Raw genomic sequence first — 17,760 nt, 5'->3', positions numbered from 1 at the left:
ACTCTAGGCTTTTTAGTCGCCGCTTTTTTGCTGGCGTTTTTTTTCGTCGCAGCAGTTTTGGTCGCTGGCGTTTTAGGCGCTGCTGTTTTAGGAACCGATTGCTTTTCTGCAGGCTTTTTCGCTACATTTTTTTTAGGCGCTTGAGGAGCCATCATCTTTGTCGTTTCTGTCATCTTTTTTTAATTCTTTATCGCCATTAGCAATTTAAGCCTGGCGTCTTCTTTTTAGTAAATTTAGTGGCGGTTGTATTAACCGGATCGTCAGGCCATAAATGGCGGGGATAACGGCCACGCATTTCTTTTTTTACTTCAATATATGGGCCTTGCCAAAAACTGGCTAAATCTGCGGTTACAGCAATAGGTCGCTGGGCTGGCGACAATAATTCCATGGTGACAGTGAGCTTACCATGAAGTAATAGCGGACTTTGTGATAAACCTAAAGCCTCTTGCAGGCGTACTTTTAATAGCGCTCTACCGCTGACGGCCTTATTGCTGTCGGCGGCATCATTTTCCATGCTTTGCTTATCACTATCGCTGCCATCGGCTTCACTTTCTACGGCCTGAGCAGCGACCACTTGATACTCAATCGGTGCTCGGGTGCCGGTAGCCATTTGCCAATGAGTGGGAAGCAATTCATTCAATGTTTGCTGTTGCTGCCATGTCAGCAGATTTTTCACATGGCCAAAGGTATCAAGTTTTTGTAATTTGGCAATGGAATTCACCTCAGCTAAATATGGCGCTAACCACTGCTCTAAGCTTGCTAGCATGCTGGCATCATCAAGGTTTGGCCAATCATGTTGCGGCGCAAATTGCTGGGCTAACTTCAGTCGATATTGTAATTGCAAAAAACTTTCGCCCAAATCCAGCACAGTTAAGCCTTTAGCGCGGATGTGACTCAATAACGCTTGCTGGATTAATTTATTATCTACCTGAGTTTCTTGAGCGCGCTGTATAATAACCTCACCCACTCGGGTTTGCTTTTCAGCAAAAAAGCGCCCTTTGGTTTCATCCCACTGACAAATTTTAACCTCATGGGTTAAAAATTTAAGCTCTTGCTGGAAGTGCTCAGGGTTGATTGCCGCAGCAAGATAGACTCGTCCTGCATTGCGGCCTTGGGTTTCTTGAAAATCGGCCACCACTAACCAAGCTTGATTAGCCATAGCATCTTCAGCATCAATAGTAACCCCTGTGCCGTTACTGAGGGCAAAACCTAGTTTACCGCGGGCTTTGGCAATTCTGTCGGGGTATGCCAGCGCCAATAATAAACTAATATCACGACTGGCGGCGTCGCGAGCCACTTGCTTGATATCGCCTTTAGCAGATAGCGCCCGCTGCCATTTATTCACTTGGGTTGCCATTTGTCCTTGGGTCGCTAAACCCAGGTACTGACTGATATCAGCGCCTTTTTTAGGTAAGCCTCGTGCTTCGAGTACCGCAGCAAGTAAACATGCCAGTAACACTAAGTCGGCCTGTTGCTGGGATTTAGCAAGGGCTTGCGAAGTCAGCAACATGTGCGCTAAACGCGGGTGACAACCTAGCTCATAGGCCGCTTGGCCTTGAGCGGTGATTTTATGTTGCTCATCCACCAGCTCAAGCTTGGCGAGTAATTGCCACGCCACCTGTTGATGAATCGCTGGCGGCTTGGTTAATAGCGGTAAGGACTCAATATCACTCACGCCCCAATAGGCACAATCAAACGCCATTGACGTCAGCTCGCTTTGGGTGATTTCAGGCGCATCAGCCACCATCATTCGACTTTGTTCTTCTTGGCCCCACAATCTCACGCAGCAGCCTTTTTGTAAGCGCCCTGCACGGCCTGCACGCTGAATACTCGAGGCTTGGCTTATACGCCTTAACGATAATCGACTAACACCTGTGCGTGGGTTAAAGCTTGCCTCACGCTTATACCCACTGTCTATCACAATAGTGATGCCATCGATGGTTAAGCTCGACTCAGCAACATTAGTGGCAATGACGATTTTACGTTTGCCACTAGGGGCGGGAGAAATGGCTTTATCTTGCTCAGCAGGAGATAAATCACCGTATAAGGGACACAGTAAAAATTCATTTGGGTCTAGTCGCTGACTTAATAATCGCTGCAGTTGATTAATTTCCCCTTTGCCGGGTAAAAACACCAACACCGAGCCATGTTGGTAGTCGCTTGGGACTGTGTTGCTACTGCTGACACTGTCGATAACCACTTGGCTTAAATGACTTAGCCACTGCACTTGCCCCATTACCGGTCGGTAAAGCGTTTCAACATCAAAGCTTCGACCTTGGCTTATTAATGTGGCAGCGTCAGGCATTAATTGGCTTAAGGGTAAGCCCGATAGGGTTGCCGACATGGCAATAATTTTAAGATCTTCGCGCAGCGAGTCTTGCACTTCTAGCGCCAGCGCTAAACCCAGATCTGTGGGTAAATGACGCTCATGGATTTCATCGAAAATAATGACCTCTATGCCTTCAAGCTCTGGGTCTTGCTGGATCATCCGCGTTAAAATACCCTCTGTGACAATTTCTAAGCGGGTATTAGCCCCGACTCGGCTCTCACCTCTGACCCGATAGCCCACTCGCTCACCGACTTTTTCCCCTAGGGATTTAGCAATAAATTGCGCCACACTGCGAGCAGCAACCCGCCTTGGTTCCAGCATGAGGATTTTGCCGCTAATTTGCGGCCACTGCAGCATTGCCAGAGGTAGTGCGGTGGATTTACCGGCACCCGTGGGCGCTTCGAGGATAATTTGCGAATGATCGCCCAGCGCCTGTTGTAATGGCGCAAATAAGGCTTGAATAGGTAATGAGCTCAAAGGAGATACTTTAACGGCGAAAATCTGGCTTCAGTTTACTCATAAACGATTATTGATGCTACGGCTCTATGCAGATCGAAGCGGGGGCAGATTAAAGCATATGCAAATCGAAGCATGCACACATTGACAATTAACGACTGAAACGAAAAAGCTAATCGCCTATAAATCGATTAACCACGGCGTTCTGATCCCTGAGGATAAATCCTGCAAGCGGGTAGGTTTTCCAATCGCGTAGCCTTGGCCATAGCTAACACCAAGCTGTTTTAATTGCCGCCCAATGTCAGCGCTTTCAACAAATTCGCCTATCACTTCAAAGTCCATATCTTTACCCAGCTGGCAAATAGCCGAGACAATGGCTTTATCACTGCGGTCGTCACAGACATTAACCACAAACTGACCGTCAATTTTGACATAGTCCACATCTAAGCATTTCAAATAAGCAAAACTTGAAAAGCCCGATCCGAAATCGTCCAAAGCCAGCTTACAACCTAAAGGTTTTAATAGCTCAATCAAGGCGGTGGCCTGTTCGAGTTGACTAATAGCGGCGGTTTCGGTGATTTCAAAACACAACTTAGACACCAGTTCGGGCTCAACCATCAAGCGTATTTCTAACCAGTCCATAAACTTGCTATCGGATAATGACAGCGCTGACAAATTTAGCGACACCATTGATAATTGTGACCAAATTTCGCTATTGCGTGCGCCCCACTTTAAAAGGTTGTCGATAACCCAGCTATCAATTTTTGATGCTAGGTTATAGCGCTCTGCTGCAGGTAAAAACACCCCTGGTGATACAAAACGGCCATCCTCTTGCACCATGCGCAATAAGATTTCCATGTGAATGCCACGCTCGTCAGAATTTAGCGGTTCTATGAGTTGATAAAATAATTCAAACTGATTAAGCGCCAGTGCCGAGACGATATCAACGGAGGCCAGCATTTGATTATATAAATGATGTACTTGGGGATCGTTTTTACTGTAAAAATGCCAGCGATTACGGCCATCTTCTTTGGCGATACGACACGCCGCATCTGCCTGACTCATAATGCGGTAAATGTCTTCTGACTTCGCATCCAGTTGAGTCATACCCATACTAACGCCAATATTATGGCTGACTTCGCCCCAAATAAATTCATGTTCGGATAATTGCTGGCAAATGCGGTTGCCCACTTGCTCGGCTGACTCTTTATCCGCTTGGAACATTAAAATGCCAAATTCATCGCCGCCTAAACGGGCAACGACATCGCCATGACGCAGTAAGTAGCTCAGACGCTTAGACACCTGACGTAACAATTCATCCCCAGCTTGATGACCACTGATATCATTAACCACTTGAAATTGATCAAGATCCATAAAGGCAACACACACAGGCAAGCGATCTTTATGCTCAATTAATTCTTCAAGCATTGCCTCAAACTGTAACCGATTCGGCAGACCTGTGAGCGGATCATAGTTGGATTGAAATGACAGCTCATCGGCTAAACGATAGCGTTCTGACACATCTTCAATCATCATCAATAATTGCTGCTCTATGTCTAATGCGCGGCAAAAGCTAAGTTTATACCAGTGAGTCACACCCGCTTTAACCAGTGGAACTTCACACCATGACTGATGCAGTGCTCCATCTCTGACAATGTGTAGGCAATCATCCAACAATATGTGGTCATCTGCATTGATTAATGAATATAAACTTTGATTACTGATTGACGGAAAAATTTGGCTAGCCACTTGATTTTGACTGCTAATACAGTTGTCCTTATCAATGAGCGAACAGGCTACCGGCAGTTGCTGAAAAAGCTCAAGGTATTGGGCTTCTTTGTTTGTTAATAATTGCGATACGCGAGCCAGCTCAGCTTCAGATGCCAGCTTTAGGCTAGCCTCGTTAAGCTTTGTCATAGGACAATTGACACCATCCGAGGCCTCAAGTTGCCAATTTAATTGATATTTTAGTGGTAAAAAAATCAACCTGGTATTGCCTATTTGCACCGCTTCACTCAAAGAGAGTGAAAACACCTCGGACCGTGACTGAACAAAATCAGTTATTTGACGCTGCAAAAGACTTGTTGTGGCATTGATATCAGCACTATCTTGTGCGAGTAATTGTTCACATAAATCAGGCAAGGCAGCGAGTGATTGGCCTATTCGTGCGTTATTAGGTTGGCGCTGAAGATGCTGTTGAAATTGATCTTGATGCTGATAAGCTTGCAACGCCTTGGCATGGTAAACTTTACCACTGGTTAGACTTTCAGTTGTTTGGGATAGTAAAACCACGATTTCATCGACGCCTAATTGCAGTTGCAATGCATCAATCTCAGCCATAACCTTATCACAGCACAGGTAGTGATTTAATTCAGCAGACTGCGGGCTAGCCCATACTGATTTCAGTTCACTATTGCTCATTCAATGACTCATTCATTCGCAGCATTTTTGCTGTCATTATACAGTATCCCTCTAAACGGAGCTTCACTGGTCTTGCTGTTAATTTACCTAACCGTAAACTGTTGCCGTCGATTAAGCTAACATGTCTTTGACGATAAACGTCATAATAATAAAAAATAATGCTAACAACAGATAAGGATCAATGGCGTTAAGGAGACCCATGACTAAAAATCACCATAAACGTTGTTTTATTGCCATTGCATTATCAGAGTCAAACCGCACTCAATTGAGCCAATATCAGCAGCAATTAATGCCGCATCTGAGTATACAGGTTAGCGCCGTTAAGCGGGAGAATTTACATCTAACCGCTGCATTTTTAGGCAAAATTAGTTCTAATCAGATGCTGCAGATTGATCGGTATATCACCGAGCAGCATTTCAGCGCTTTTGAACAACCACTGCAACAACTTGCTTACTGGCCTAAAGCGAAAGTCTTGTGCATTCAGGGTGATGCCGAAAAAGCGTTGGCGCATATTGCCCACAGCTTAAAATTAATGACATCACACTTAAACCTTTATCAAACTCAGCATGAATTTAGACCCCATATCAGCTTATTTAGAGCTGTGTCAGAGCCTGCAGCCCTTATAGATAAGTTACCTGCACTCACTGAAGCTATAAACACAAAAGCCCGCAATTTAACCCTCTATGAATCCATTAGCAGTACTCAAGGGCTTATATATAAACCACTGCAACAGTGGCCTTTACAGCCATAACGAAAAAAAGCTGCCTAGGCAGCTTTCGTTTCTCGAATCTATAGCTAAAACCTGAAGAGTTATAGGCTTTATCGCTCTAACATTGCCGCGATGGTCAATACTCCATGAGCTGTTGCGCCAGCGCTCCATAATGGCGTAGCCGATGATGCATATGCACCAGCTAAATCCATGTGCAACCAGTTAACTTCTGGGCTCACAAAGCGCCATAAGAAGCCTGCTGCATTTGACGCGCCGCCTGCACCGCCGCCTTTCATTGCGCGGCTATTGGCGGTATCTGCATAAGGTGAAGGGCACATATCTTTATGCCAAGTATCCAATGGCAGTGGCCAGACATTTTCAGCAACAGTGGCCGCTTTTTGTTGTGCTAATTGCAAGGTTTCCATTTGCGGTGAAAATATCGCATTGTAATTATTGCCCACAGCCATAATCGCCGCACCTGTCAGTGTTGCCGCATCAATAATTAATTCTGCTCCAGTATCTGATGCTGCTTGCAGCCCGTCAGCTAACACTAAACGCCCTTCAGCATCGGTGTTAACCACTTCAACGGTAACGCCATTTTTATAAGTTAAGATGTCACCTAACTTGTAAGCATGGCCACTGATGAGGTTTTCGGCGCAACACAGAAACAATTTAACCCGCTTATTCAGACCGGCTTTCATGGCTAGACCCAGCGCTGCTGTCACTGTTGCCGCGCCGCCCATATCGCATTTCATATCCAGCATGCCTTCTGAAGGCTTAATGCTGTAACCGCCAGAGTCAAAGGTAATGCCCTTGCCCACAAGAGCGGTGGATACTTTGGCATCGGCTGCGAGTGGATTAAAATCAAGCACTAGCATCGCTGGCGGACGCTCACTGCCACGGCCAACCGCATGTAAACCAATCCATTGTTTTTCGAGTAATTCTTGGCCTTCAAAAATATCAAAACTGACCTTGTCGCCACCAATGTCTTTGAGCCAGTTTGCTGCGTGCTCGGCAAGAATAACCGGAGACAATTCTTCAGGGGTTTCGTTAACTAATTTGCGCGCGAAACTTGCCGCTTCAAAGCGATGAGATAAAGTGGCTTGAGTGCTCACGTCACCACACCAGAGTACTTCAAATGGGCCTTTGGCCGTGGTAAAACCTTGAGAAAAAGCCCATTGCGAATCAAGGCTCCATAACTCACCGTCAAGCTGCACCTTGCTAATACCCTGACTACGAATTTTTCTAGCCGCCATTTGTACTTGACGTAATTCATCTGCTGCAGATAAATGGATCAGCGCTTGATGGCCTTGAAAGCTCACATCTGCTTTACCCCAAAGGCTCTGTGGCGCTTCTCGTGTTAGGGTAATCGTCATAATTTCCATTGTAATGTCCTTGTTATGCTTGCGTTGTAACTTAGATAACCAATAAGCTAAGTGTACTGTAAATCACTAAATGAACGTGACTAATTCAGCATCATTTAGTAAAAATAATTGTTAATAAATAATTTTAGGAGCATTCTTTTTAATGGACTTTAGCCCTCCCTTACAACAAGGTACTTTATTGAGGCGTTACAAACGTTTTCTGGCCGATGTGCAACTTGATGATGGTAGCGAAATCACCATTCACTGCCCCAATACTGGTTCGATGAAAAACTGTTTGTTTCCCGGTGAAACAGTTTGGTTTTCCAGCTCAGATAACCCCAAAAGAAAATACCCAAATACTTGGGAGCTCAGTGCCACCCCCGACAATCATTTAATTGGCATTAATACCGGCCGCGCCAATGCATTAGCCGAAGAGGCGATTAGTAATGGTGTCATTACTGAACTTAGCGGTTATGCATCACTAAAAAGAGAAGTGAAATATGGTGATGAAAATAGTCGTATCGACATTTTACTCAGTGATGAAACTAAACCTTTATGTTACGTTGAGATAAAGAGCTGTACATTATTAGAGCAAGCAGTAGGCTACTTTCCTGACTCAGTTACCACTCGTGGACAAAAGCATTTGCGTGAGTTAATGCATATGGCTAGTCTAGGTCACAGAGCGGTATTACTTTTTGTCGTCCAACATAGCGGCATTAATCTCGTTCAAGCTGCTGCGCATATCGATCCACAATATGCACAATTATTAAAGCAAGCAGTTAACAGTGGGGTTGAAGTGTTAGCATATCAAACCGAACTGTCGGCGCTATCCAGCAAAATTACTCGTAAGTGCAAAGTCATTGTTTAGTTCAAAAAAGTATAACTTACTAATCAAATAATTTGCCACGCTCTAGTGTTTCTGCTATAGATAGCGGCCATAAATTTTAGACGCACATAAAATCACTAATTATTACAGGAGATGCGTTATGCCTGAAGGCACCAAAAAACTTGGCGTACTCGCTATCGCAGGTGTAGAACCTTACCAGGAGAAAGCTGGCGAGGAGTATATGGGTGAAGAGCAACGCTCTCATTTTAAGATCATCTTAGACGCTTGGCGTAATCAGTTACGCGAAGAAGTTGATCGCACCTTGAACCATATGCAAGATGAAGCTGCTAATTTTCCAGATCCTGTTGACCGTGCAGCTCAAGAAGAAGAATTTAGCTTAGAGCTTCGAGCACGCGACAGAGAACGTAAGCTGATCAAGAAAATTGAAAAAACACTACAAAAAATTGAAGAAGACGATTTCGGTTTCTGTGATTCATGTGGTGTTGAAATCGGTATTCGCCGTTTAGAAGCACGTCCAACAGCTGATCAATGTATCGATTGTAAGACGCTTGCAGAAATAAAAGAAAGACAAATGGCTGGCTAATATAGCCCATACATTTGTCACACAGCAAAACTGCTAGCTTGCTATTTATGAGGCGGGGCAGTATTGATACCAAAAGGCGAGATTATTCTCGCCTTTTGTATTTTTTGATTTTTACTTTTAGGATTAACAGAACTTGTTTATCGGCTATGGCATAAAAGCAGTAACCTTTTATGTCGACACCAATAAATCGAGGCAAAAGCTATGTCGCTGAACTCATCCCCTTATATTGGTCGCTTTGCTCCGTCCCCATCTGGCCCGTTACATTTTGGCTCCCTTATTGCAGCCCTTGGCAGTTACCTGCGGGCAAAACAGCAACAGGGTAAATGGCTCGTCAGGATTGAAGATATAGATCCACCAAGAGAAGTGGCTGGTGCAAGCAGTGATATATTGACCACCTTAGAGGCTTATGGCCTGCATTGGGATGATACTGAGCTATTTCAAAGCCATCGGCTTGATATCTATCAGCAGCATATTGAGCAGCTCTTAAAAGAAGATCTTAGCTATTTTTGCCATTGCACTCGAAAAAAAATTCAACAAATGGGCGGCGTTTATGACAGCCGCTGTGGTCAGCTACGCCCTCGATTAACCCAAGGCGCCGTTCGTATCAGAAATAGCGCCCAGGTTGAACATTTTACTGATTTAGTGATGGGAAGTGTCACGGTAAAGCACAGCTTTGCGGCTGAAGACTTTATCATCAAACGCAGTGATGGCCTTTACGCCTATCAATTAGCTGTGGTGTTAGATGATGCCTTTCAACAGATCACTGAAATAGTCAGAGGCTGCGATCTACTGGAAACCAGCTGCCGCCAAATAAGCATGAATAATATTTTGGGCTTTAACTCCCCCAATTGGCTGCATCTACCTTTAGCCTGCACCAAGCCAGGGTTTAAATTATCAAAGCAAAATTATGCTAATGCCATTGATCGAAAACGTCCCCAAGCCAGCATCAATGCCGCATTGCGCTTTCTTGGGCAACAACAAGTTGATATTGATGATGTCGATGTCATGCTAAAACAGGCCGCAGAGCAATTTGCGATTAGCCAAATTCCACAACTATCTGAGATTCTGATTGAGCAGTGATATACTCATTCAGTAACATTTGGTATATCATAGCCGCCAGATTTTTAACCATTTAATAATGTCGTTCGAGGTGTATTATTTTTCGCCGTATAAGTCAATTCTGCAAACAGCTGTTTGAAGACAATAAAACCACTCCTGTCATTGAGCCACAAAGCCAAGATGACGGCCTGCGTTTGGACATTGTCACCAGAGATGCCCATACTATTTCTCGACGCCAAATAAGTGAAAATGCGTTAAAAGTACTCTATAGACTCAGTAAATCTGGCTATAAAGCTTACCTAGTTGGCGGTGGTGTTCGTGACATTCTATTAGGTATGGAGCCGAAAGATTTTGATGTGGTCACCAATGCGACCCCTGAAGAAATTAAAAAGCTCTTTAGAAACTCACGCTTAGTGGGCCGCAGATTTAGATTGGCACACATTGTTTTTGGCCGTGATGTTATCGAAGTCGCCACCTTCCGTGGTCATCACAATGAAAATGATGACAAAATTTCCAAATCCAATGCTGAAGGTCGTCTACTTCGTGACAATGTCTACGGTGAAATAGATGAAGACGCTGAACGTCGCGACTTTACTATTAACGCCCTGTATTACGACATTAGCGACTACTCTATCCACAGCTACGGCGGTGGTATTCATGATATCGATGCTAGAGTCATCAAGCTGATTGGCGATCCTGAAACTCGTTACCGTGAAGATCCGGTGCGGATGTTACGTGCGGTGCGCTTTGCTACCAAACTGGATATGACCATTGAGCCGGTAACGGCTGCGCCAATAAAAGAATTAGCGCCATTATTAAAAGATATCCCTGCAGCGCGTATGTACGAAGAAGTGCTAAAGTTATTTTTTGCTGGCAAAGCAGAAGCTAACTACAACATGATGCAAGATTTTGGTTTATTTGCGCCGCTATTTCCGCAAATTGCTGCGTTAATCAAAGAGCAACCCAGTGGCAATACCGCTAAAATGCTAACGGCAGTCATGGCCAGTACCGACTTACGCGTCAGCCAAGATAAACCGGTAACGCCCGCCTTCTTTTATGCGGCATTATTGTGGTATCCACTCAAGCAACGTGCTGATGATATTGCCTTAGAAAGTGGCTTAAGTCATTACGATGCTCATGTTGCCGCTATGGGTGATGTGATGGAGCAGCAATGTCGCACCATTAGCATTCCACGCCGCTTCAGTACTCCAGCAAAAGATATTTGGCAGCTACAATTGCGTCTAGAACGTAGCCAAGGCACCCGTGCCTTCAAATTATTAGAGCACCCTAAATTCCGCGCTGCTTATGATTTATTATTACTGCGCGGCGAAGCCGAAGCGGGCAATATTGGTAAAATTGCCAATTGGTGGCAGTCATTTGTTGAAGCCGATGAGCAACAACGTACTGATATCGCCAAAAGCGGTAACAAGAATGGCCCAAGCAGAAATCGTAACGCCCAGCAGCGTAAACGTAGACGCCCTAATAAGCCTAAGCCAGCTCCAAAGCCTGCTAATACTCAAGAATAACAATGAGTCATAAACCACTTAAGGTTCACACTAGGGCGACCAAAGCCGCTGAAAAGGCAACAAGGGTATTTGTTGCCCTTGGCGCTAACCTTGAAAACCCAGAGCAGCAATTAGATAATGCAGTTACTGCAATAAAAAGCTTAGGGCAAGATCATCATATAAAGGTCTCTCATTATTATCGCTCACGACCAATGGGCGATGTAAAGCAACCTGACTATGTCAATGCCGTAGTTAGCTTTAGCACCACTCTTAGCCCTATCGATTTACTTGATGCCCTTCAGGCCATTGAGAATGAGCAAGGTAGAGTGAGAGATTTGCGCTGGGGACCAAGAACATTAGATCTCGATATTTTATTATATGGCGAGCTAATGGTTGATTTACCGAGATTAACAGTCCCCCATTACGGCATGAAACAACGCAGTTTTGTGCTAATACCACTGGCAGATATTGCTGCCGATTTAGTGCTACCATGTAACACTAAATTACAACACCTTATTACCACTGAAATGCGAGCTGAGTTAATTCAAATTTAACCCATTGTAATGGTAGCTCAGAGTGTATTTCCATTATTTGAATATGATTTCTTTGCAGAGTTTATTATGTCAAAAGTCACTAGCTCAACCCTGATAAAATTCAAACAAGAAGGTAAAAAATTTACCGCCCTTACCGCTTATGATGCCAGCTTTGCCGGCGCATTTGATAGCGAAGGTGTCGATGTGCTTCTTGTTGGCGACTCCTTAGGCATGGTGCTCCAAGGCCACAATGACACCTTACCTGTGACCGTTGATGACATTGCTTATCACACCGCCAGCGTCAGCCGCGGTTGTAAACGCGCCCTACTTATCGCAGATATGCCTTTTATGAGTTACGCCACACCGGAACAAACCATGCGCAATGCCAGCACCCTAATGCAAGCAGGTGCAACCATGGTAAAAATGGAAGGTGGTGAATGGCTACTTGAAAGCGTTAAAATGCTCACTGAACGCGGTATTCCTGTCTGTGCTCACCTTGGGTTAACTCCGCAATCAGTACACGTATTTGGTGGCTTTAAAATTCAGGGCCGAGAAGAAGATAAAGCCCAACGTATGATTGATGATGCCAAAGCTTTAGAAGCCGCTGGCGCGCAATTATTAGTAGTTGAATGCATTCCAACTGCACTCGCGAAAAAAATCTCTGAAGCGCTTACCATACCGGTAATTGGTATTGGTGCAGGTCCTGATACTGATGGCCAAATTTTGGTCATGCATGATGTACTGGGGATCTCCAGTGGTTACATTCCAAAGTTTTCTAAAAACTACCTCAAGCAAACTGGCGAAATACGCGCGGCAATAAGAGCCTATATCGAAGAAGTTGCCAATGGCAGTTTCCCTGCTGATGAACACTCATTTAATTAATAGTGAACCAATTAATTAATAGTGAACCAATTAATTAATAGTGAACCAATTAATTAATAATGAACCAATTAATTAAATCGATAGATATTTTGGATAAATAGTTTAGGTAAAAATGATGATCACCACCGCGAATATTGCTGAGATTAGAAAGCAAGTAAAGCAATGGCATATGCAAAGTGAAACCGTTGCGTTTGTGCCAACCATGGGCAATTTACACCAAGGTCACATTAGATTAGTTACTGAAGCGCTTAAAAGAGCCGATCATGTGGTGGTGTCTATTTTTGTTAATCCAATGCAGTTTGGACAACATGAAGATTTAGCAGCTTACCCGCGCACCCTAGCAGATGATCAGAATGCACTGATTAATGCGGGTGCAGAGCTACTATTCACACCGACACCAGAGATTATTTACCCTAAAGGCTTAGAGAATCAGACCTTTGTTGAAGTACCTAAAATAGGCGAAGAGTTTTGCGGCGCCAGTCGTCCCGGACACTTCCGCGGTGTGGCAACCATAGTTTGTAAACTATTTAATATTGTTCAAGCGGATATCGCCCTATTTGGTCGTAAAGATTATCAACAGTTGATGGTCATCACCGCCATGGTTGAAGACTTATCTCTGCCTATCGACATCATCGGCATCGACACTGTTCGAGAAGCATCAGGGCTCGCTATGAGCTCTAGAAATGGCTATTTATCTGCCCAGCAAAAAATCCAAGCCACAAGCATAAAGAAGGTAATGGATTATGTTGCCGCTCAAGTGACCGCTGGAGAAACCATTGAGCTAGCCATTGAAGTAGCTAAACAACAGCTCATTGATGCAGGTTTTAAAATGGACTTTTTAGCGGTAAGAAACGCAGCGACTTTAGCCCCAGTGACAGCTGAAGATAACCATTTTGTTATACTTGTCGCGGCCTATCTGGGCAATACTCGCCTAATCGACAATCTAACTTTTAGTCGTTAAACCATTGGCTTGTTCGTTAGTAAGACTTAGAAGAGAATTCACTAAGTCTTACTAGTCTAATTGCTGACTCTGATTATGATTATGATTTTTAATCCAAATAGATAGTTATTTTGAAATTCGCTTTACTGCCCTTTTTAGCCAATATTCGCCTAATCGACAACCTGAGTTTTAGCCGTTAAGTCATTCGCTAGTTGGCTTGTTCGATAGTAATACTTAGAAGAGGATTCACTAAGCCTTACGATCGTAATTGCTAAATCAGAAACATATCATCACTTTGTAATACTTATTACTGAATTTTGGCGAAAACCTCACCGAATCAATAACCTTACTTTTAGTCGTTAAGCCATTCGCCATTGACAGTGTAAGACTTAACCCACTGTCCACTAAGTATTACAAATTTATAGTGATTTTTTACTATTACATTATAAAACCAGCGTCAAAAAACTGGCATTCTCACCAAAATTAAGCCATAGTTAAAAAGTATGCTAAAGCATTACAGCAATAACCGACTATAATAATTAACAATCAGCGGAACTCAATGGATATTGAGCCTCCAAGCGGTAACCTTCTGATATAAACCCAACACCTAAGTTGATACGATATCGGTTAGACAAAAGGATCTGTGGCCGCATGCCAAGTAGACTATTACAAACATTCATTTTGCTAGCGTTGATTGCAAGCCCTATCGCATCAGCCAATGGCATTTATAAGTGTATGAAAGATGAACGCGTCGTCTTTAGTCAAACTGTCTGCCCGAAAGAGTATCGTCAGCACAAAATCGAATTTCAATTAGGGATCACTACCGAAATCGACTCTGATAAAGTTGTCCTTAAAGAAGACCCGCTCAAAGCCCTACTGAAGAAAAAAACCATTTCAAAAGAGAAGTTAATTCAGCTGCTTGATAGTGAAGTGTATCGATTGAAGCAAGAAAACAGCTACTTCGAAATTCTGCGCGCCAGTGAAATCCAAAAACTTGATCGTAATCGCTATTGGCATAAAAAAGAAAAAGATGACCCTGATTACATTAAAGATTTGAAAGAAATCAATTCACGCTTTGACGAGCTTATGAGCAATAATCGTCAAGTTATCATCGTATTAACTGATCATAAAAAGAAAATCATCGAAGAAAGTGATGCGCCAACATCACTGACACAAAAAGAAGGCTAGCCGCGACTAAAAGTGATTTTTAGTCGCTTTCATTTTAGCTAAGTACTGATTATCGACCTCACCAGCTAGCCTCAACTTAAACAGCCAGTATCAACTTAAACAGCCAGTATCAACTTAAACACTAGGCCAAACTCAATATTCTTGAGAAGCAAAGCCAGTTACTCCAGCCGCTAATCAGGCTTAAATACTCCGATCATATTGCCATTGGCTTTTTCAGCCACTTTAGCTTCCGTTTGTTGCTCTCGGTAATCACAATCAGTACATTCCACAGTTTCAATACCATTTTCTTTGAATAATACGATACTGTCTTGGGCGTGACATTTAGGACATTTTGCTCCTGCAACGAAGCGCTTTTTAATTTTTGGCATAATGTTGTTATTTTTCTAATGTAATTGTGCAATTCCTGTGACGCTATTTTGCCATGATTTCAGCCAAAGCGTCTCACTATTTCACAGAAATAAAATGTCATTCAGCATTGGGATACGTTATTATCACTGCACTTTACGTATTCACTCCAATCAAGTTGCTATTCATGATCAACATCAGCCAAGCTCAGCTCATTCGCGGAACTAAAACCTTACTCGATGATGCCAACCTTACCGTTTACCCGGGCCATAAAGTGGGACTGGTCGGGGCCAATGGAACCGGAAAATCAACCCTGTTAGCGTTGATTTTGGGACAGTTACAACTTGATAAGGGTGAGTTTAGCCTTCCTGCTGGTTGGCAAATAGCCACTGTAGCCCAAGAAACGCCTGCGCTAGAGGTGTCTGCACTGGAATATGTGCTTGATGGTGATAGTGAATTTCGAGAGCTTGAAGTTCAATTAAACAAAGCTCAAGATGAAGATGACGGCCATAAAATTGCCCTCATCCACGGTAAAATTGATGCGATTGGCGGCTATGCGATTAAATCTCGCGCCGGCTCATTGTTGGCAGGCCTAGGCTTTAGCGAAGCGGAGCAAAGCAATCCTGTAAAGAGCTTTTCAGGTGGTTGGCGAATGCGACTCAACCTTGCTCAAGCACTGTTGTGCCGCTCAGACTTACTGCTGCTGGATGAGCCCACCAACCATTTAGATTTAGACACCATGTACTGGCTAGAAGGCTGGATTAAGGCCTATCAAGGTACCCTGATCTTAATCAGCCATGACCGCGATTTTATTGATGGTATCGTGGATGAAATTGTTCACGTTGAACATACTAAGCTTAATTACTACAAAGGCAACTACAGCTCCTTTGAGCGGATCCGCGCCGAACGTATGGCGCAGCAGCAAGTGGCCTATGAGCGTCAACAAAAAGAACGGGCACATATGCAGAGCTTTGTTGACCGCTTCCGCTACAAAGCCAGTAAAGCTAAACAAGCCCAAAGCCGCTTAAAAGCGCTGGAGAAAATGGCTAACTTACTGCCATCCCATGCAGACAGTCCATTTCACATGGCATTTCGTGAGCCTGAAGCCTTGCCTAACCCATTAGTGACTATGGAGAAAGTCTCTATTGGCTATGATGATAAAACCATCCTTAGCGAAGTGGAGCTTAACTTAGTACCAGGTGCACGTATTGGCTTGCTGGGCCGAAATGGCGCGGGTAAATCAACCTTAATTAAGTTGCTATCGGGTCAATTACAACCCAAAACGGGTAGATACCAACCTAATCCAGGAATGAATATTGGTTATTTTGCTCAGCATCAAATTGAATTTTTAAGTCTTGATGATACCCCGTTACAGCACATGGTGCGATTAGCGCCTAACGCAAAAGAGCTAGAACTTAGAAACTTTCTCGGCGGTTTTGGTTTTAATGGCGATATGGCACTTGCCCCCGTTAGACCGTTCTCTGGTGGCGAAAAAGCGCGCTTAGTGTTGGCGCTATTAGTTTGGCAGCGTCCTAACGTACTGTTACTCGATGAGCCCACCAACCACTTGGATTTAGAAATGCGTCACGCATTGACCATGGCGCTGCAAACATTTGAAGGTGCGATGGTGATTGTGTCACATGATCGACATCTTTTACGTTTAAGCTGTAGCGATTACTACTTAGTAGACCAAGGCGCTGTTAAACCATTCCAAGGTGATTTAGATGACTATCATCAATGGTTATTAGATGCGGCTAAAGCGGCTCAGTCCAATAGCAGCAAAGATAGCTCGGCAACTCCAAGTATTGATAAAAAGCAGCAAAAACGCATTGAAGCAGAGCTAAGACAAAAAGTATCGCCACTGCGTAAAAAACAAATAAAGTTAGAAACTGAGCAACAAAAAATCACTGCCAGATTAGCAGAATTAGAAATAGAGTTAGCTGATGGTTCACTTTATGAAGCTGAAAATAAAGCTAAAATGACCAAAGTACTCAATGAAAGAACCACGCTCACCCAATCAATGGACGAAAGTGAAATGAACTGGTTTGAGCTACAAGAAGAAATTGAAATCATCGAACAAGAGTTTGGTATCGGTTAATTCATAATGCAGATAACAAGGGATAGGATCAGTGCAGCAGTTTAATTCATTACTATGGCGAGAATGTGAAAGCCAATACGCTATTGAACCTAAGCGCTACATCAGCCTTCAGGATGCTTACCAAGTGAATGTTAACATGCTGCTACTGGCGCAATACCTTGATAAAAAAGGCTATCTACTGCCCTTAGTCCAATGGCAAGCGTTAGCGGCTACCATAAACGATTGGGACACCAAGGTCGTTAACCCTTATCGCACCTTGCGCCGTTTAGCGAAAGAGCATATTAAAGCTAATGAATATCAGCAGATGCTCGACATTGAGTTAATGCTGGAACGTAAATCCCAGCAAATGCTACTAACAAAACTCAACACTGTTACCCCAGAGATTAAAGCGAATCAGCATTGCGCAAATGAAAATACCGATAACTACTTATCATTATTCGGGATTAACCATGATGATTTTAAAAATTTACACGCAATTTAATACCGCTGCAGACTAACAAA

The 17,760-nt window shown here is 43.6% G+C and carries 15 protein-coding genes; 11 read left to right on the top strand and 4 right to left on the bottom strand.

Annotated features, from left to right (window positions below; translation table 11 throughout):
- Positions 1 to 196: 196 nt before the first annotated feature.
- On the bottom strand, positions 197 to 2,806 hold the full coding sequence (hrpB, locus tag AB4160_RS01540; RefSeq protein WP_372003368.1) for an ATP-dependent helicase HrpB: 2,610 nt from the start codon (positions 2,804 to 2,806) through the stop codon (positions 197 to 199).
- A 159-nt stretch (positions 2,807 to 2,965) separates the two neighbouring features.
- Complete coding sequence (locus AB4160_RS01535) at positions 2,966 to 5,206, bottom strand: EAL domain-containing protein (protein ID WP_372003365.1); 2,241 nt, start codon at positions 5,204 to 5,206, stop codon at positions 2,966 to 2,968.
- Between the two features lie 199 nt (positions 5,207 to 5,405).
- Between AB4160_RS01535 and thpR the strand changes: the two genes are divergently transcribed.
- The gene (gene thpR / locus AB4160_RS01530; protein ID WP_157936280.1) at positions 5,406 to 5,957 is read left to right on the top strand and encodes an RNA 2',3'-cyclic phosphodiesterase; all 552 of its coding nucleotides are present in this window, start codon (positions 5,406 to 5,408) and stop codon (positions 5,955 to 5,957) included.
- Positions 5,958 to 6,025: 68 nt separating this feature from the next.
- Here thpR and pepB read toward each other — a convergent pair whose 3' ends face one another.
- Positions 6,026 to 7,300 carry an aminopeptidase PepB gene (pepB, locus tag AB4160_RS01525; protein WP_102435724.1) on the bottom strand — a complete coding sequence of 425 codons (1,275 nt, stop codon included), beginning with the start codon at positions 7,298 to 7,300 and terminating at the stop codon, positions 6,026 to 6,028.
- Positions 7,301 to 7,442: 142 nt separating this feature from the next.
- On the opposite strand from pepB, the gene sfsA reads away from it, so the two are divergent.
- From sfsA to AB4160_RS01485, 8 genes are all read left to right on the top strand, one after another.
- The gene (gene sfsA, locus AB4160_RS01520; protein ID WP_102435722.1) at positions 7,443 to 8,147 is read left to right on the top strand and encodes a DNA/RNA nuclease SfsA; all 705 of its coding nucleotides are present in this window, start codon (positions 7,443 to 7,445) and stop codon (positions 8,145 to 8,147) included.
- Between the two features lie 118 nt (positions 8,148 to 8,265).
- Positions 8,266 to 8,709, top strand: coding sequence for an RNA polymerase-binding protein DksA (gene dksA / locus AB4160_RS01515; RefSeq protein WP_102435720.1), 444 nt, complete (start codon positions 8,266 to 8,268; stop codon positions 8,707 to 8,709).
- A 201-nt stretch (positions 8,710 to 8,910) separates the two neighbouring features.
- Positions 8,911 to 9,789 carry a tRNA glutamyl-Q(34) synthetase GluQRS gene (gluQRS, locus tag AB4160_RS01510; protein ID WP_372003360.1) on the top strand — a complete coding sequence of 293 codons (879 nt, stop codon included), beginning with the start codon at positions 8,911 to 8,913 and terminating at the stop codon, positions 9,787 to 9,789.
- 167 nt (positions 9,790 to 9,956) lie between these two features.
- On the top strand, positions 9,957 to 11,294 hold the full coding sequence (locus tag AB4160_RS01505; RefSeq protein WP_241901108.1) for a polynucleotide adenylyltransferase PcnB: 1,338 nt from the start codon (positions 9,957 to 9,959) through the stop codon (positions 11,292 to 11,294).
- Between the two features lie 2 nt (positions 11,295 to 11,296).
- Positions 11,297 to 11,827 carry a 2-amino-4-hydroxy-6-hydroxymethyldihydropteridine diphosphokinase gene (gene folK, locus AB4160_RS01500; protein WP_102435714.1) on the top strand — a complete coding sequence of 177 codons (531 nt, stop codon included), beginning with the start codon at positions 11,297 to 11,299 and terminating at the stop codon, positions 11,825 to 11,827.
- A 66-nt stretch (positions 11,828 to 11,893) separates the two neighbouring features.
- Positions 11,894 to 12,688 (top strand): 3-methyl-2-oxobutanoate hydroxymethyltransferase, encoded by a 795-nt coding sequence (panB, locus tag AB4160_RS01495; RefSeq protein ID WP_102435750.1) that lies wholly within the window; start codon positions 11,894 to 11,896, stop codon positions 12,686 to 12,688.
- 115 nt (positions 12,689 to 12,803) lie between these two features.
- Positions 12,804 to 13,649: a pantoate--beta-alanine ligase gene (gene panC / locus AB4160_RS01490; protein ID WP_372003466.1), complete on the top strand. Its 846-nt coding sequence runs from the start codon at positions 12,804 to 12,806 to the stop codon at positions 13,647 to 13,649.
- A 630-nt stretch (positions 13,650 to 14,279) separates the two neighbouring features.
- Positions 14,280 to 14,816, top strand: a complete 537-nt coding sequence (locus tag AB4160_RS01485; RefSeq protein ID WP_102439907.1) for a DUF4124 domain-containing protein — start codon at positions 14,280 to 14,282, stop codon at positions 14,814 to 14,816.
- Between the two features lie 170 nt (positions 14,817 to 14,986).
- Here the strand turns inward: AB4160_RS01485 and AB4160_RS01480 are convergent, their stop codons facing one another.
- Positions 14,987 to 15,184, bottom strand: a complete 198-nt coding sequence (locus AB4160_RS01480; protein WP_198589351.1) for a YheV family putative zinc ribbon protein — start codon at positions 15,182 to 15,184, stop codon at positions 14,987 to 14,989.
- Between the two features lie 164 nt (positions 15,185 to 15,348).
- Here AB4160_RS01480 and AB4160_RS01475 point away from each other — a divergent pair, with 164 nt between their 5' ends.
- Positions 15,349 to 17,259, top strand: coding sequence for an ABC transporter ATP-binding protein (locus AB4160_RS01475; RefSeq protein ID WP_102439909.1), 1,911 nt, complete (start codon positions 15,349 to 15,351; stop codon positions 17,257 to 17,259).
- A gap of 31 nt (positions 17,260 to 17,290) precedes the next feature.
- On the top strand, positions 17,291 to 17,740 hold the full coding sequence (locus tag AB4160_RS01470; RefSeq protein ID WP_241901101.1) for a TIGR02444 family protein: 450 nt from the start codon (positions 17,291 to 17,293) through the stop codon (positions 17,738 to 17,740).
- The last annotated feature ends 20 nt before the right edge of the window (positions 17,741 to 17,760 follow it).

This window comes from Shewanella sp. 10N.286.51.B8, assembly GCF_041469325.1.
Classification (GTDB): Bacteria; Pseudomonadota; Gammaproteobacteria; order Enterobacterales; family Shewanellaceae; genus Shewanella.
The sequence above is the reverse complement of the archived record's forward strand: the minus strand, read 5'-3'. Positions and strand labels throughout refer to the sequence as shown.

Excerpts from the sequence above, each read along its gene's own strand:
- AB4160_RS01535 (WP_372003365.1), bottom strand. The coding sequence starts at position 5,206 with ATGAGCAATAGTGAACTGAAATCAGTATGGGCTAGCCCGCAGTCTGCT.
- thpR (WP_157936280.1), top strand. The coding sequence starts at position 5,406 with ATGACTAAAAATCACCATAAACGTTGTTTTATTGCCATTGCATTATCA.
- pepB (WP_102435724.1), bottom strand. The coding sequence starts at position 7,300 with ATGGAAATTATGACGATTACCCTAACACGAGAAGCGCCACAGAGCCTT.
- sfsA (WP_102435722.1), top strand. The coding sequence starts at position 7,443 with ATGGACTTTAGCCCTCCCTTACAACAAGGTACTTTATTGAGGCGTTAC.
- dksA (WP_102435720.1), top strand. The coding sequence starts at position 8,266 with ATGCCTGAAGGCACCAAAAAACTTGGCGTACTCGCTATCGCAGGTGTA.
- gluQRS (WP_372003360.1), top strand. The coding sequence starts at position 8,911 with ATGTCGCTGAACTCATCCCCTTATATTGGTCGCTTTGCTCCGTCCCCA.
- folK (WP_102435714.1), top strand. The coding sequence starts at position 11,297 with ATGAGTCATAAACCACTTAAGGTTCACACTAGGGCGACCAAAGCCGCT.
- panB (WP_102435750.1), top strand. The coding sequence starts at position 11,894 with ATGTCAAAAGTCACTAGCTCAACCCTGATAAAATTCAAACAAGAAGGT.
- panC (WP_372003466.1), top strand. The coding sequence starts at position 12,804 with ATGATCACCACCGCGAATATTGCTGAGATTAGAAAGCAAGTAAAGCAA.
- AB4160_RS01485 (WP_102439907.1), top strand. The coding sequence starts at position 14,280 with ATGCCAAGTAGACTATTACAAACATTCATTTTGCTAGCGTTGATTGCA.
- AB4160_RS01480 (WP_198589351.1), bottom strand. The coding sequence starts at position 15,184 with ATGCCAAAAATTAAAAAGCGCTTCGTTGCAGGAGCAAAATGTCCTAAA.
- AB4160_RS01475 (WP_102439909.1), top strand. The coding sequence starts at position 15,349 with ATGATCAACATCAGCCAAGCTCAGCTCATTCGCGGAACTAAAACCTTA.